Genomic DNA, 14,511 nt, shown 5'->3' with positions numbered 1-14,511 from the left:
TGGCGACTCGGGTAAGATCGCGTCTGAGACGGCGCTGCGAAGCATTGACCTGCAACGAAAAGATATGGCTTTATGCGCGTGTGCAGCGCGCAAGTTTTGCGCCCTAGCGCTTAATCGAAACAGCTGATTGCGGTAAGAGAAGAGCATCTGTGTGCGCCTCGTAATCGGCTGTCGACGCGCTTCGCGCGCTCACGCCGTGAAAATTTAAACCGCTAGTAAATCCACAGCCTGAACGAATGGACGCATGTAAGGTTGTGTTATGTTGGTTTTGTCGACGCATTGACCTGCGATAAATTGCTATGGTTATATGCGCGTATGCAGCGGACAAACTCTACCACTGCAGACAAGTTGAACTGAATCACTTCCGTAAAATGCCACATATGAGCATATTGCATCAATGGCGCCGAGGTCCTCGCCATCGAGGCTTTGGTCGAGTCTGATTTTGCGATGACCCACAAAATGCGCGACTGTAACTTTGTATGATCGCGCAATCGAAATTACGCCGACGAATTGACCTTGGATGGTTTGCTATTGATATATGCGCGTATGCAGACGGCAATCCACGCGGCCTCAAACCAATTTGAAGGCCCGTGACGACAAACTCGCTACACGCATCCCGTATTAAAAGTAATTTTGAAGATCTGTGTGGTCTTGTTTTGGCAGCTCGCCATATCCACAATAAGGCGTCAAGGAGAATGCCATTCGTCGCTGAAAAGCGCGCGACGACTTATATTATAAACAGGATCCTGCATGGTTACATTCAGCCCAGGTCAAGAGACGGCTCGTCGTCTCCTGGAAGGGCCTCAACGTTACACTTGCCTCGCCGGAGGAACACGCTCCGGCAAAACATTTCTAATTGTAAGAGCTATTGTTGGTCGCGCGCTCGCATCCGGCTGTTCTCGTCACGCGATCCTGCGTCTTCATGCAAACGCAGCGCGAGCATCGATCGCGCTCGATACGCTTCCGCAGGTTATGCATCTTTGCTATCCGAACGTGCGTTTAAAAGAGCATCGGCAGGACGGCTATTTTGCGCTGCCGAACGGCGCCCGTATTTGGATCGGCGGCCTGGACGACAAGGAGCGTGTCGAAAAAATCTTGGGACTTGAATATTCGACCGTCTATTTAAACGAAGCGTCCCAAATTCCATATTCATCCGCTTTGATAGCTCTCACCCGCTTGGCCCAATTGGTTCCGGAGGTGCCTCAACGGGCCTTTTTTGACCTTAATCCTGTCGGCAAGACGCATTGGACCAACCTTCTGTTTGGCGAAAAACGAGATCCAATCAGCTTGCAACCGCTTAAATCCCCAAAAAACTATCAGCGCGAATTTCTAAATCCTCCTGACAATGCCGCGAATCTTTCGCCCGAATTCCTGGCGAGCCTTGCGGAGCTTCCTGAAAAGCAGCGTAAACGCTTTTTAGAGGGCGTTTATGTCGACGAGGTCGAAGGAGCTCTTTGGACTTACGAAGGGATTGACGCCAATCGTCGTCAACCTGAAGACATTCCAGAAGACCAGCGCATGGCGGTCGTCGTCGCCGTGGATCCCTCGGGCGCGGCCGGACGCGACGATCTCGGCGCCGATGAAATCGGCATCATAGTCGCGGCCCGCGGATCCGATGGGGACTGCTATATTCTCGCTGATCGATCGTGTCGAGAAGCTCCGGCGGTGTGGGGGAGACGGGCGGTCGTCGCTTTCCATGAATTTCGCGCGGATTGCATCGTCGCCGAATCGAATTTCGGCGGCGAGATGGTCCGCGCGACCATCAAGGCGGCGGATCCCAATGTGCCAGTTCGGTTGGTCGTTGCAAGCCGAGGAAAAGCTGTAAGAGCCGAGCCGATTTCCGTACGCTATTCGCAGGGGCAGGTTCATCATGTTAGCCGGTTTGCCAAGCTCGAAGACCAACTATGCGCGTTTTCATCGGCCGGATATGGCGGAGCCGGCAGTCCCGACCACGTAGACGCAGCGATTTGGGCGCTGACATATCTCTTCGCCACAGACGACGGGGCTGGAATCATCGAATTCTACCGGCGTCAAGCTGAAGGGGGCCGTCGGAGTTTATGATTGTGGCGGATCGGCACCGCTAACAAATGCAGCCAACATGGATCGCATCTACCTTAGAAAGGGACTTAGAAATGGCCGAGCGCGGAGTGGGGCAGAGAACATGGTCGCTCAGTCCGTATCAGGTCAATGTTAGCTTTGGAAGCGCGACAAAAGAAAGCGATGCGGCGAACTGGTTCGGCCCCCTGACGCCTATTTCTCCACTGGCGCCGACCGAAGTGACCGGCCGACAGTGGGACTTTCCGTCCGGCTACAATCTTTCAACAACATCCCGTCCGTATGAGCCTGTAACTTTCTCAACTTTGCGCGCGCTTGCAGACGGATATGACTTACTGCGCCTTGTCATAGAAACCCGCAAAGACCAGGCAACGCGCCAATGCTGGAGCATAAGCGCGCGATCCAAAACAGCGGTCACTCAAACCGACTTGGAGCGCATTGCGTCTGCGACATTATTTTTTCGGCGCCCGGACGGCATTCATTGTTTCGCCGATTGGTTGCGAATGATTCTCGAAGAAGTCCTGGTGACCGATGCGACTGCTCTATATGTAAGTCGCGACCGAAGTGGGCGCATCAATACGCTTCTACCTCTTGACGGTGCGACGGTCAAACCTGTCATCGATGCATGGGGCCGTACGCCCCAGCCATATCGGGATGGAGAACAAATTGTCTATCCCGTCGCCTATCAGCAAATCCTCAAAGGTTATCCTGCGATAGACTATTCTGTGCGCGATTTAATCTACAGACCGCGAAACATCCGCGTCAATCATGTCTATGGCTTTAGTCCGGTCGAGCAAATTGTCACGACGGTGAATATCGCCCTCCGCCGCCAAGCTTATCTGCTGGATTATTTCACCGAGGGAAACATCCCGGACAGTTTGATCGGCGTACCGGAAAGCTGGACCCCGGACCAAATCGCTTCCTACCAAAAATACTGGGATGCATATTTTGACGGGGAACTCAGTCGTCGGCGCCGCGCAAAATTCGTTCCTGGCGGCGTCGCAAAGACCTTTGTTCAAACAAAGGAACCAGAGCTAAAAGGTCCGTTTGATGAATGGTTAGCGCGCATCATATGCTTCGCTTTTTCAATTTCGCCGCAAGCGCTTACTCAGTCAATGAACCGAGCCACCGCAGAAACGCAAAAGGAGCTCGCGGAGGAGGAGGGACTCGCGCCAATTTTGGGCTGGTCGAAGTCGCTCTTCGACGACATTTTAGCGCGTGAATTCGATTCGCCGGATCTCGAATTTATTTGGGGCGCCGGTCAAGAGACGGATCCTTTGATTCAAGAGGCTATTCTCTCAAGTTACACATCAAAAGGCATTCTCACTATTAACGAAGCTCGCGCCACGCTCGGCCGCGAACCAGTTGACGAGGTGTCAGCAAATAAGCCGATGACATTGACTGCTGCTGGATATGTGGCATTGCCGGACTGAATTCAATCTAATGCTCCAATGCAAGCGGTGATACGCCGTTGGCGGACTCGCTTGCGTCAAAACAATAAACTTCGTCTACAGATAACGCGCCGGTCTTAGGGAACGGAACGTCACGTCTCATATGCTCAGACCACTGCGCTTAGATTACCGCTCTTGCAGCGCCGGTAGATTTAGTTGACTTGCTTATGTCTTATTCAAAAATGGGAGAACGGATGTCAGCGTTGCGTATGTTCATCCCGATCACAAAGGTCGATGCGGCGCAGCGCCTCGTCTACGGCCTCGCGACCGCGGAGAAGCAAGACCGAGCTGGGGAAATTTGCGATTACAATTCTACTAAGCCGCAATATGAAAAGTGGTCGAACGAAATCGCCAGGTCAACGCGAGGCCGATCGCTTGGCGTGCTGAGAGCGATGCACAAGCCCAACGCTGCCGGCAAGGTCACTGCGATAAACTTCAATGATTTGGATAGGCAGATCGAAATCTGCGTAAAGGTTGTTGACGATAGTGAATGGGAGAAGGTTGTAGAAGGCGTTTATACGGGCTTCTCGCAAGGTGGCGCCTATTTAAAGCGTTGGACAGACGCCGACGGCCTTACACGTTATACGGCCGCGCCAACAGAAATCTCGCTCGTCGACGTTCCATGCTTGGCGGAGTCGTCCTTTGAGCTGATCAAAATTGATGGGAGCCGAGAATTTCGTCAGTTTTCTGATAGCGTTCGCGCCGACAATCCAACTGACGCGATAATTCAAGAAATGGAGTCCTTACGAGATACAGCGAAGGAATCTGATGATCCCGGGCGTGAAATCTCGGATGTGTCATATAAATTTAGCGACATCATTGACCGCGCAATATCGATTCTGCGAACGGCGTCCGACGAAAGAAACATGAAAGAAGCTGACGGCGAACAATCTCAGGATTCGGCACCTTCGCGATCATCGGTGAAGTTTCTTGATAAAGCGAATAGCATCAAGCTGCGCGATCGGTCCGAAGAGAGCGATTGCCGGCGCCTATCTTGTCCGTCGCAACAGTTTGCATCGGGTGGGCTAGAAAAAAGCTTCGAAGTTTTGGCGAGAACCCTGGACGATGTACTCCAGAGAGTAATGCGCATCGAGGCGCAGCCGGTGCCGCTCCCTGTTGGCGGTAATAATAGAGCAATTTCTAAAGCCGAGGATGCCAGTGGAGGGCTCCGTTCTAGCGATGTCGTCGACCAGCTTCTATCCGATCCGGATGGACTTTCTCTGCTCGCTATAAAATTGGCACATCGTAGCGGGGGCAGGACCTCGCGGTAGACGGTATGCAAATCCAAAAATGCAAGGCAATGCTCCTAGCCCCAATTCGGTAATTTGTACCGACTAAGCCGACAAGCAATATATCGTAATATTGATCGGGCCTTTCGGCTGCCGCTTCGACCGGTGTGAAGCGCAATCCACGCCGATTCTCATTACCTCTATACATTTTCTCCTTAGGAGCAGCGTATGATATCGCAAACCGACGTCGAGGATGTGCTAGGCCGACTCAAGACGGCCCAGCAACGGCCTCTCGGTGATCCTCGGTTTAGAAGTCTACTGGGACTTGAAAAAGGAACGTTCTCGCAAAGTTCGTCACCGACCTCAGGACTCACATTTTACGATCTCGAGCTTGGCGCAAAATTCCTTTATCCTGTTCTCACTCCCCTACGTAACTCGATTCCTCGCGTTTCCGGGAAAGGCGGCATTCAGGCCGCGTGGCGGGCAATTACGGCAATTAACACAAATGGGCTACGTTTCGGCGTTTCTTCCGCTAATCGTGGCGGTGTGCTAGCGATTGCGACCCAGGATTACACAGCGACCTATAAAGGCATCGGCGTTGAGACCAGCGTCGACTTTGAGGCGCAATATGCCGGTCAGGAGTTCGATGACGTTCGCGCCGCGGCAGCGAAAACGGGCCTCGAGGCATTGATGCTGGGCGAAGAATCGATGATTCTTGGTGGATGCGCCTCAACGCCTCTCGGCGTAACGCCGACCCCTACGTTGACGTCATCTGGAATTGGAGGTTCTCTCGGGACACAGACCTATTCTGTCATTTGCGCGGCCCTCACGCATGATGGACTCGTCAATGGCTCTGTGGCGTCGGGTATCCAGGGACAAATCACACGTGTTAACGCGGACGGATCGACTGATACGTTTGGCGGTGGCGTTGGCGCTAAAAGCGCCAACGCCACCGTCGCAGTAGCGGGGCCAACTGGATCTATTAGCGCGAGCGTTTCGGCGGTACGCGGTGCGTTGGGATACGCTTGGTTCTGGGGTGCGCCCGGAGCTGAAGCGCTTGGTGCTATCACTACAATTAATTCAATTGTCATTACGGCGATTGCTGCCGGTGTGCAGACTGCTGCGTCGCTCGGAGTGAATGACAATTCTGCAAATGCGCTCGCATTCGATGGTTTGATTTATCAAGCAATCAAGCAGGGATCGGGTTCTTACATCTATACGATGACCACTGGGGCGGCAGGGACTGGCACACCTCTGACCTCCGATAGCGCAGGAGGAATTATCGAAATTGATGCAGTGCTCAAGTATATGTGGGACAATTTCCGACTCTCGCCGGACACGATTTGGGTGAATTCGCAAGAGGCTTTGAACATATCACGAAAAATCTTGTTGGGCTCCCAATCCGCCGCGCAGCGATTTGTATTCGAGTCCGCTCAGGAAATGGTTGGCGGTGGGATCATGGTTCGAACATATCTAAACCGCTTTCCAATGCAGGGTGGAGCGGTGCTAGATATTAAAGTGCATCCGAATATGCCCGCTGGAACAATATTGATGACCTCTAAGGCGCTTCCGTACCCGCTCGCTGGCGTCGGCAACGTGTTGCAAATCCGGACGCGACAAGATTATTATCAGATCGAGTGGCCGTTGCGGACGCGTAGATACGAGTACGGAGTCTATGCGGATGAAGTGCTTCAAAATTACTTTCCTCCGTCAATGGCGATGATCACCAACATCGGAAATGGCTAAAAGGGCCTCTGGCTACACTTCTATATGAAGGCAATGAGGATAAAGCCGATGAAATTGCGTGCTCCAATTGGCTGTGCCTCGGTATCGCATCGCGGCACTGCAGTTAACATAGGCGAAGATGGCTCAATCGAAGTCGATGACCAAGACTGGCTGACGTTCGCAAGCCATGGCTTTACGCATTGCAATGAAACTAATCTTAACTCGATAAACTGCAAAAGCGCATTGGACAATCCCGAATTGGTTATTCAGCCGAAATATTCGTCGTCGTCGAGCTCGGAAAAAGCGTCTGACGGGCTAAAATTTCATGTAGAAGAGCAAAATGTTGCGCCAGAAGGATCTGACGGATTCGGGCAGAGTGGCAGAATGACAATATGCGATGCCGAACGGATTGAAAAGCTCAACCGTAACGAGTTATTTGCATTTCTCAGAATGCAGCGCGTCGCGGTCTCGTTGCCGATTACAAATGACCAGTTGCGCCGACTGGCTCGCAACGCCGGCAAATGAGCCCGTGCCTGCAACGACTTGGGGTAATTGGACAGCGCATTTTTATGCGTAGGCAAAGGCGATCTTCAGAAATTGAAAAGTGGAACGCTTGAATTTCGATGGATTGCCGCGGACATCAGGTTCGGGCGTGACTTACGAGAATACGAAGAGACGTCTCTCGTGAAGGGATATGAATAAAATGCCTTCTCCGTTTGACTTTGCGAGTCTAGGAGATTTGAAGGGATGTTTGGATATCGCTGGGGACGACGACGATGTGTTCCTTGGTCATCTAATAAGTCAAATTAGTCGCGCTATTCTTGCATACATCAACCGTTCATCCATTCTTCCAATGCCATTTGAAGATGTATTTGATGGCGGCGGCGAGAGGTCGGTCACACTTCGCGAGTGGCCTGTTCTCGGAATCATAGCATGCAGGATCAATGACGTACTCATTCCCTCTTTCGTCCAAAACGCGGGAATATGGAGTGAAAGTGTTGGGTATATTATAGATCCTGCCGGGAGTTGGCCGCCTGGAGGTATGCAGCGCTTGTCGCTTCGAAATGGACGCTTCGTCTGCGGCATTCAGAATGTGATGATTTCCTATACCGCGGGATATCAAATCACTGACGAAAATGTGACCGGACCGAAGTCCGCTCCATTTTGTGTTGCTGCAGCAGCGCCGTTGGGCGACTGGCGCAGTGATTGCGGCGTAAGTTATATCGACGGTACGCAACTCACGCGTGTCGCTTCGAATCCTTTAGGTGGGCAATATTCTGTAGCGGACGGAACATATACATTTTCGCAGGCTGATGCTGGCGTCGAGATGCAAATATCCTACGGATATATGCCGGCTGAACTTGCTGCTTGTTGTATGGATTGGGCCGCAGAGCGATATACATATCGCTCGCGCATCGGGCAACAATCGAAGTCTCTCGGCGGACAAGAAACGATAGCGTTTATTGTTAAGGATATACCGGATTTTGTTCGAAGCGCTCTGGTCCCCTATCGAAGAATTGTGACCCCTTGACTAAATTGAATCGGCGCAATTTCAACATGTTTCCTTCAACAGTAGTAAATTTATGCGACGTCTTTGGAGATCGCATTTGACGAGTTCGGTGTGTCGAACGCGTTCGCGCGCCTTGGGCGCGCTTGGCATCGTCGATTTATGCGACGGTGAGCGACGATCAAGGGATTTTAGTATTGACGACAGAAAGTGACGGGTGTGTTTCTCGAAAAGTTAAACTAGCCGGTCGACGCGCAGCGACCGAATTGACATCGACGAAAGAGAAAGTTTTAGGGAGTTGCCTCATATGTCGGTCACGGGTCGTGGGCAGAGACTCTGTTGGCGAGCCGGACGCGTCAAGCACGATCGTATTTGGCGATGCAAATGCAAATATCCATGATGTTTTAATGGCGAGTTGGAAAGCTGCGTTGCTAAAGTCTTTGAATAAGGGCTGATAGTGCTTCGCTATTTGCGTAGATCTGCGCCGCAACTTATGATTTTTATGAGCAAACGCTATGTCTGCACGTGAGCTCGCAATTGCGGGACTTATTCAGCAAGTTGAAGGTACATATGCCTGGGCGATCGGACCGGCGCGTCGATTGAAATTATGGAGTGATGTCCCTACGATGAACCGTCCCGCCTGTTTTATCTATGAAGGGGGACATGACACATATGTTTGGACAGATATTGCGACGCCGAAGCGTATAGTTGAAGTTAAGTTATTTATTTACCTTAATGCGAAGGATCCAAAGTCTATTGGCGGCGCGCTCGTCAACGATGTGCTTGACGCGCTTGACGAGGCGTTCATGCCGACTGGCTATGATAAGGTCGCCGGACGCAACACTTTGAACGGCGTCGCGTATCAATGTCGAATCGACGGCAAGATTTTAAAAGACCCGGGTGACATCGATGGCGATGGACTCGTAATTGTTCCTATTAAGATCATTTTGCCCTAAGAGAGTAGAATTGTGAACGTTTCTCGCTATCCAACGAAAATTGATGACGTCGCCGAGATCGTGGACCTGTGGCGCTTCGAGATGCTTGCTGGATCGGTCGTAGCGCGTGACGTGATTGTCTGGAACACGGTCAGCGCTGCAATTGAAGACCTTAAGGAACGCATAAAAAAATTGGTTGGCGAACCTGAAAGCGCTACCTAAGGACCGGATATTGTAAGTTGTGCGTGAGTGCGACACTGGAATTGACGGCTGTTCGCAAGATTGATCGCATCCTAAGCTACATTAAGAAAATCAGTGTGGCAAATTACGAAACTTAGAAGTGAGGTTATAAATGTATAGTTTTGGTTCCGGCGTATTGCTTGGGACTCGTAATGACATATTGAATGGGACGCCAATTAATTTTGGATCGGTTCAAGAGGTAACAATTGAGGAAACTGCGACGATCAAAGAGCTATATGGCCAGTATCAGAGACCGATAGCTGCTGCTCGCGGGACGATTAAGACAACAGGAAAGGCTAAACTGGCGCGCATCTCCGGCTTAGCCTTCGCAAATTTATTTTATGGCGTTAATCCGGTCGCTGGCCAAGTGGCGACGTCATTTGCTGAAGTTGGGGCTGTCGGGTCAACAAGTCCATACACAAATACTGTAGCTAATTCCGGGTCGTTTGTCGGCGATGAAGGTGTCGTTTATGCGGCGACAGGCTTGCCACTGGTGAAGGTTGCGTCGACGCCGTCAGTAGGTCAATATTCGGTCGTTTCAGGTGTCTATACATTTAGTTCCGGCGATGCGGGAAAGACGGTCTTTACGAGCTATCTTTACACGGTCGGCAATTCGGGGACGAAGGTCAGCGTGGCAAACCAGCTATTGGGTACGACTCCGACCTTTCAGGCGGTTTTTTATACGTCTTATCAGGGGCAGGCAATTTCGTTGCAACTTAATAATTGCACGTCGACTAAGCTGAGTTTCCAGACGAAGCTCGAGGACTTTGTCATGCCGGAATTCGATTTTTCCTGCTTTGCCGATGCGGCTGGTAACGTCATGACTTGGTCCTTCGGCGAGGCGTCCTAAAATGCGTCCGCAGCCCGAGGTAATTCGTCTTGGCGAACATGAATGGTTGGTTCGTCCGCTAAATTTGTGTCAAGTTCAGGAGATTGAGCCATTTTTGATGAGTGCGGATGGAGGCGCGAGATGCAGCGTTCAGTCGGCTGTCGCCATTGTGGCTATCGGCTTGAGGCGCGACCATCCGGAAGCGGCGCGCGCGCTGGGTGAGATCGAGGCGACGGCGTCGGATATTGCGCTGGCGATGGGCGCTGTTCTTCGACTTGGCGGCTTTATTGAATCGGAGCAGGGAGACAAAGAAAGATCTGGGGGAATTGCGCCGGGGGGAGTGTAGGCGGGTGTGGTGGATCTGGTCCGTCCGCCCGCATCGATTTTAACTATATCTATGCCCGACTAATGACGGCATGTGGCTATGCGCCGTCGCAAATCGACGATATGACGCTTCATGATGTGCGGGTTCTATTCGATTACTGGAGAACTTCGCCGCCTGTCCATGAGATATTGAAATGTGTCTATCGGATCGAGGCGAAAGAGCCGACGTCATCAATCCGAAGCAAAGGTGATCCTAGCGGCGTTGGGGCGCTCGTGGCGGCTTTCCCTGAGGGATTTGTGCGGGCGCGTTGACAAAAAGGTGATCGGGTCCCGATTTTTTGTGCAGTGCATTGGTCATTGCGATGCCGCTGGCGCGACGTCGACGGTCGCGATGCTCACATAAGCGATTTGCTACGTATCAATCAACGCTTAAGGCGGTGCATCGGCGTCCGTTAGTTTGTTTGGTCTTATAGAAGGACGATGCTGAATGGCCGATGATGTAACAATCCGCTTTATCGCCGATATTTCAAATTTGCAGAAGGGAATGCAACAGGCGGCGGGTGCGGTAGATGCTACGGTCGGGACATTGCGCAGTGGCGCCTCACAGGCCCAAGCGTCGTTTGCATCGCTATCTCAGGCGGTTGCCGGGGGCGGTGTCCAGATGGCCTCGGATGATGAATCGAATAGTGAGGCGCTATTAGCTAACGCACGTAGAGTTCAGCAAGCACGCTATGAGAGCGCACTGGAGGGATTGCAGCAGCAGTCCGCGATCACGATCGAATCGGGCAGACTAGGGCAGATGTCGCGGCAAGCGGAACTGGCGGGTTTGCTAGCTCTTGATCAAGAAAAGGAAGATCTCGATCGACGCCGATTGGAGGCAGCGAGGTTTTCGGGGCAAGAAAAAGCAAACGAGTTTGCCGAAAATCAGCGCGCCATTGTGGATCTATCCAGCCGATCGGCGCTGAGCCAACTGGATATCATGCGCCGAGTCAACGGGGAGATTGCAGGAGACTATCGTCGGAGTTTTGAGCAAATTGGTGCGAGCGCGTCCACATCGATCATGGGAATGATCCAAGGGCAGCAGACGCTGGCCCAGGCGGCGCAAAAGGTGTGCTTGGCTATCATTCAGTCGTTTCTTCAAGCGAAGATAAAAATGGTGGGTGATTGGACGGCGGGAGCTGTCGCGCAATTGAGCGTCACGGCGTCTAGTGAGGCGAGTAAGACTGCGGCGGTCGCTGCCGGAACATCTGCACGAACAAGTCTTGAGGCGACCGCGTCGACAGCGTCTGCCGCGGAGACGATCTCGGCGGTATTGCGTAGCATTAGTGCGTCGGCGGCGGAAACGTTCGCTGGGATTTTTGGATTTTTGGCTCCGGTCATGGGACCAGGAGCGGCCGGGCCAGCTGCGGCGGGCGCAGCGACGGTAGCCAGTGCAGCCGGGGGGCTAGCATCCTTTGCCGTAGGCGCTTGGAGTCTTCCGAGCGATATGATTGCTGCAGTGCATCAAGGCGAGATGATTGTCCCGGCGGGCCCTGCCGCAGCGCTTCGTAGTGCATTGGAAGGCGGTGGCGGCGCGGCTGGCGCTGTGCATGTGCATAATTCCACAAATTTCAATATTCAAGCCGTAGACGCAATGGGCCTAAAGCAGTTCTTTAAAGATCACGGCAAAACAATATTGCGTTCAATCAATGAGAGCGTGCGAACTGGTTCACATCTTGGCCTAACCAAGCTCGGGACGGTGTGAAATATGGAGTTTGTCAATGGCGTGAATCTGCTCCCGTCGACTGGAGAGTTCACCTATGACACTATCTGTTACCGAGGCCATCGAGCGAATGCATCGGCCTTCGAGTTGATCAATGCTTATGGCGGCGAAGGGCCGGATAGAGGCGATATCGAACTTGCGCTTGATCAGCTTCAAGCCGCGTTCCCTAGCTGTATCACCGTTGCCATTGTAGTGTCGTGGTTTGGAAATTCGACCGATGTAGAGAATTGCAAGATTTTTCCGTCAACGACATATATAGGCGGTGGATTTGAGAAGTGGAGCGGGAACGACTGGGTCGGTGACGTATGGCGATGTTCTGAACTGACGCAACTATCGCAGGAAATAATTCCGCTTCCAATGAATGGAGAATCGTTTATCTACGGTGGAACGCCTTCGGACCAATCGATCGTACGCTGTATTCGGGCACTGAGATCGCGGGGCCTTCGGATCGTCTTCTATCCGTTCATATTGATGACCTGCCAGGGGTTGCCTTGGCGTGGAAGGATTGCCTATAGCGGCCCTGATATCTCGGAGTCTGCTGCCTCAGCCGTCGCCAAATTTCTGGGGATGGCGTCGCCATCAGAGTTTAGTCGCGACACAATGAATTTAACGGTCGGATATTCTGGACCGCCTTCTAATTATACATATAGGCGTATGATTTTGCATTACGCAAATCTGTGCGTCATTGCAGGTGGCGTTGACCTATTTCTTCTCGGTTCCGAACTCCGCGGGCTCGAGACGATTCGAGGCCCAGGATGGAGCGCTGCCGGGACGGTCGATGAGAACAGTCATGCGGCATGGGATTATCCGTTCGTTGGCGGCCTATCGCAATTGTCCGACGACGTCAGAGGAATTTTTGACGAGGCGGGTCTGACGAAGAACGTAGCTGGACTACACAACCTCATCAGCTACGCAGCTGATTGGTCGACTTGGATGGGATGTGACCATTCGTTGTCGAACCCAGCTTCGTCGGTTGGATTGTGGCCACATCTAGATTCGCTTTGGTCTAGTCCGAATATCGATCTCGTTTGTTTTGACAATTATCTACCGATGTCGGATTGGACGACGGGTTCTGGCGGTCTCGATGCGAGACTTTGGTGTGATTCCGCGCCGATAATTTGGCCTCCGGCCGATCCCCTTTCGATCGGACTCGGCCTTACTGGCGCTCCCACGCTCTACTCGAAGGAATATCTGAAAGCAAATATTGAGGGTGGCGAGCGGTTTAATTGGTTCTATGTCAACTCGCGCAACAAGGGAGTTGGTCTTGATCCATTTGGAACTGATCTTCGTGTTTCGTGCGTCGACGGAGATCGTCTGACGCAGGCGCGAAATCGCTATTATCCAAATCAGGAGATACTGGCCCAAAAGCAAGTTCGGTGGTGGTGGAGCAATTCTCATAGAGCGCTCTATGATAGCGGTGACGGCGCCGGAGAAAGCCCGAAAGGCCAGACAACTGCTTGGTTTGCCCATATGAAATCCGTAGCGTTCACAGAATACGGTTTCGCGAGTACAGACCGATCGACAAATCAGCCCAATGCCTTTTTCGATGCAAAATCATCGGAGAGCGCCACCGCTTATTGGTCTATCTGGGATTCCGCGGATGGGGCTGGCTATTTGCCGCGAACTGATTTAGTTCTTCAAAGCTTGGCGCTCCAGGCCTTCCACGAATATTGGTTCACCGATGTGCCGAGCAATAATCCCGTCGTAGATAGCATCCATATGATCCAGCCCGAATTTTGTTCGGTTTGGAATTGGGACGCTCGGCCTTTTCCGATCTTTCCCGTCAGATCTGATGTGTGGGCGGACGGGAGCAATTGGTCAGGCGGAAGTTGGCTCACTGGAAAGTCGCCACCAACAGAGATGCCAATCCCTGATCCGCCTCCGGAGCTTGGATCGTACTTTCAATTTCCTACTTTCGTTGGGCGCGGCTGGTGCGTGCGCTATCAACCGCAATTTTCATCCGCTATAACAAGACATGCGTCCGGAAGGCAGTGTCTTCTTAGTCGTATGTCGACGCCCATATTTAACATCGAAATCGGCTTTGATCTATTACGAATGGACCCGCCTTACGCTGAGCTGCAAGAAGTCATCGGTTTCGTCGCGATGCATTTTGGTCGACATCGTCCGTTTCTATTTCCGGCGCCAATCGAGCATGACGGCATAACGATGCTGACATGTCGCTTGGATGATGAGGGCGAAAGCTACGAAGAATTCATGGAACGCCTCGTAGCACTCGGCGCAATTAAATTTCGCAGCGTGAAGGGCGAGTAGGATTACATGGCTTGCCGAGCCTAGGCTTTATTGACAGAAAGGAGTCCCATTAGGACAAGTTTCTGATTTGATATCCGTTTCGGCGGGCAGCGGCCCTGGTTCGAGGATTGATGTCAGATGAGGAATGGGCCAATTTTGAGTCCTTCGTGACGGTTCGCGGCATACACTGCGGGCGACGCCCTA

At 52.3% G+C, this 14,511-nt stretch carries 12 protein-coding genes; all 12 read left to right on the top strand.

Annotated features, from left to right (window positions below; genetic code table 11):
- Positions 1-750 precede the first annotated feature (750 nt).
- Positions 751-2,061, top strand: coding sequence for a phage terminase large subunit (locus METAC_RS0110300; protein ID WP_026606967.1), 1,311 nt, complete (start codon positions 751-753; stop codon positions 2,059-2,061).
- Positions 2,062-2,132: 71 nt separating this feature from the next.
- Entirely contained in the window at positions 2,133-3,488 is a 1,356-nt protein-coding gene (locus METAC_RS0110295; RefSeq protein WP_026606966.1) for a phage portal protein, read from the top strand.
- Between the two features lie 212 nt (positions 3,489-3,700).
- Complete coding sequence (locus tag METAC_RS0110290) at positions 3,701-4,777, top strand: hypothetical protein (protein ID WP_026606965.1); 1,077 nt, start codon at positions 3,701-3,703, stop codon at positions 4,775-4,777.
- 186 nt (positions 4,778-4,963) lie between these two features.
- Positions 4,964-6,481, top strand: a complete 1,518-nt coding sequence (locus METAC_RS0110285; protein ID WP_026606964.1) for a hypothetical protein — start codon at positions 4,964-4,966, stop codon at positions 6,479-6,481.
- A gap of 48 nt (positions 6,482-6,529) precedes the next feature.
- Positions 6,530-6,985 (top strand): hypothetical protein, encoded by a 456-nt coding sequence (locus METAC_RS26435; RefSeq protein ID WP_156898171.1) that lies wholly within the window; start codon positions 6,530-6,532, stop codon positions 6,983-6,985.
- Positions 6,986-7,154: 169 nt separating this feature from the next.
- Entirely contained in the window at positions 7,155-7,991 is an 837-nt protein-coding gene (locus METAC_RS25810) for a phage head-tail connector protein (protein WP_245257461.1), read from the top strand.
- A 491-nt stretch (positions 7,992-8,482) separates the two neighbouring features.
- On the top strand, positions 8,483-8,923 hold the full coding sequence (locus METAC_RS0110280) for a hypothetical protein (protein ID WP_026606963.1): 441 nt from the start codon (positions 8,483-8,485) through the stop codon (positions 8,921-8,923).
- Between the two features lie 12 nt (positions 8,924-8,935).
- Positions 8,936-9,124 carry a hypothetical protein gene (locus METAC_RS0110275; RefSeq protein WP_026606962.1) on the top strand — a complete coding sequence of 63 codons (189 nt, stop codon included), beginning with the start codon at positions 8,936-8,938 and terminating at the stop codon, positions 9,122-9,124.
- A 130-nt stretch (positions 9,125-9,254) separates the two neighbouring features.
- The gene (locus tag METAC_RS0110270) at positions 9,255-9,992 is read left to right on the top strand and encodes a hypothetical protein (RefSeq protein WP_026606961.1); all 738 of its coding nucleotides are present in this window, start codon (positions 9,255-9,257) and stop codon (positions 9,990-9,992) included.
- 1 nt (position 9,993) lies between these two features.
- On the top strand, positions 9,994-10,317 hold the full coding sequence (locus tag METAC_RS23170; RefSeq protein WP_051335508.1) for a hypothetical protein: 324 nt from the start codon (positions 9,994-9,996) through the stop codon (positions 10,315-10,317).
- 465 nt (positions 10,318-10,782) lie between these two features.
- Positions 10,783-12,039, top strand: coding sequence for a hypothetical protein (locus METAC_RS0110255; RefSeq protein ID WP_026606959.1), 1,257 nt, complete (start codon positions 10,783-10,785; stop codon positions 12,037-12,039).
- 3 nt (positions 12,040-12,042) lie between these two features.
- Positions 12,043-14,328, top strand: a complete 2,286-nt coding sequence (locus METAC_RS25805; RefSeq protein WP_084143566.1) for a baseplate megatron protein TIM-barrel domain-containing protein — start codon at positions 12,043-12,045, stop codon at positions 14,326-14,328.
- The last annotated feature ends 183 nt before the right edge of the window (positions 14,329-14,511 follow it).

This window comes from Methylocapsa acidiphila B2, assembly GCF_000427445.1.
In the GTDB taxonomy this organism is placed as follows: Bacteria; Pseudomonadota; Alphaproteobacteria; order Rhizobiales; family Beijerinckiaceae; genus Methylocapsa; species Methylocapsa acidiphila.
The sequence above is the reverse complement of the archived record's forward strand: the minus strand, read 5'-3'. Positions and strand labels throughout refer to the sequence as shown.

What these genes read in the sequence shown, in the direction of transcription:
- METAC_RS0110300 (WP_026606967.1), top strand. Translation starts at nt 751, where the DNA reads ATGGTTACATTCAGCCCAGGTCAAGAGACGGCTCGTCGTCTCCTGGAA.
- METAC_RS0110295 (WP_026606966.1), top strand. Translation starts at nt 2,133, where the DNA reads ATGGCCGAGCGCGGAGTGGGGCAGAGAACATGGTCGCTCAGTCCGTAT.
- METAC_RS0110290 (WP_026606965.1), top strand. Translation starts at nt 3,701, where the DNA reads ATGTCAGCGTTGCGTATGTTCATCCCGATCACAAAGGTCGATGCGGCG.
- METAC_RS0110285 (WP_026606964.1), top strand. Translation starts at nt 4,964, where the DNA reads ATGATATCGCAAACCGACGTCGAGGATGTGCTAGGCCGACTCAAGACG.
- METAC_RS26435 (WP_156898171.1), top strand. Translation starts at nt 6,530, where the DNA reads ATGAAATTGCGTGCTCCAATTGGCTGTGCCTCGGTATCGCATCGCGGC.
- METAC_RS25810 (WP_245257461.1), top strand. Translation starts at nt 7,155, where the DNA reads ATGAATAAAATGCCTTCTCCGTTTGACTTTGCGAGTCTAGGAGATTTG.
- METAC_RS0110280 (WP_026606963.1), top strand. Translation starts at nt 8,483, where the DNA reads ATGTCTGCACGTGAGCTCGCAATTGCGGGACTTATTCAGCAAGTTGAA.
- METAC_RS0110270 (WP_026606961.1), top strand. Translation starts at nt 9,255, where the DNA reads ATGTATAGTTTTGGTTCCGGCGTATTGCTTGGGACTCGTAATGACATA.
- METAC_RS23170 (WP_051335508.1), top strand. Translation starts at nt 9,994, where the DNA reads ATGCGTCCGCAGCCCGAGGTAATTCGTCTTGGCGAACATGAATGGTTG.
- METAC_RS0110255 (WP_026606959.1), top strand. Translation starts at nt 10,783, where the DNA reads ATGGCCGATGATGTAACAATCCGCTTTATCGCCGATATTTCAAATTTG.
- METAC_RS25805 (WP_084143566.1), top strand. Translation starts at nt 12,043, where the DNA reads ATGGAGTTTGTCAATGGCGTGAATCTGCTCCCGTCGACTGGAGAGTTC.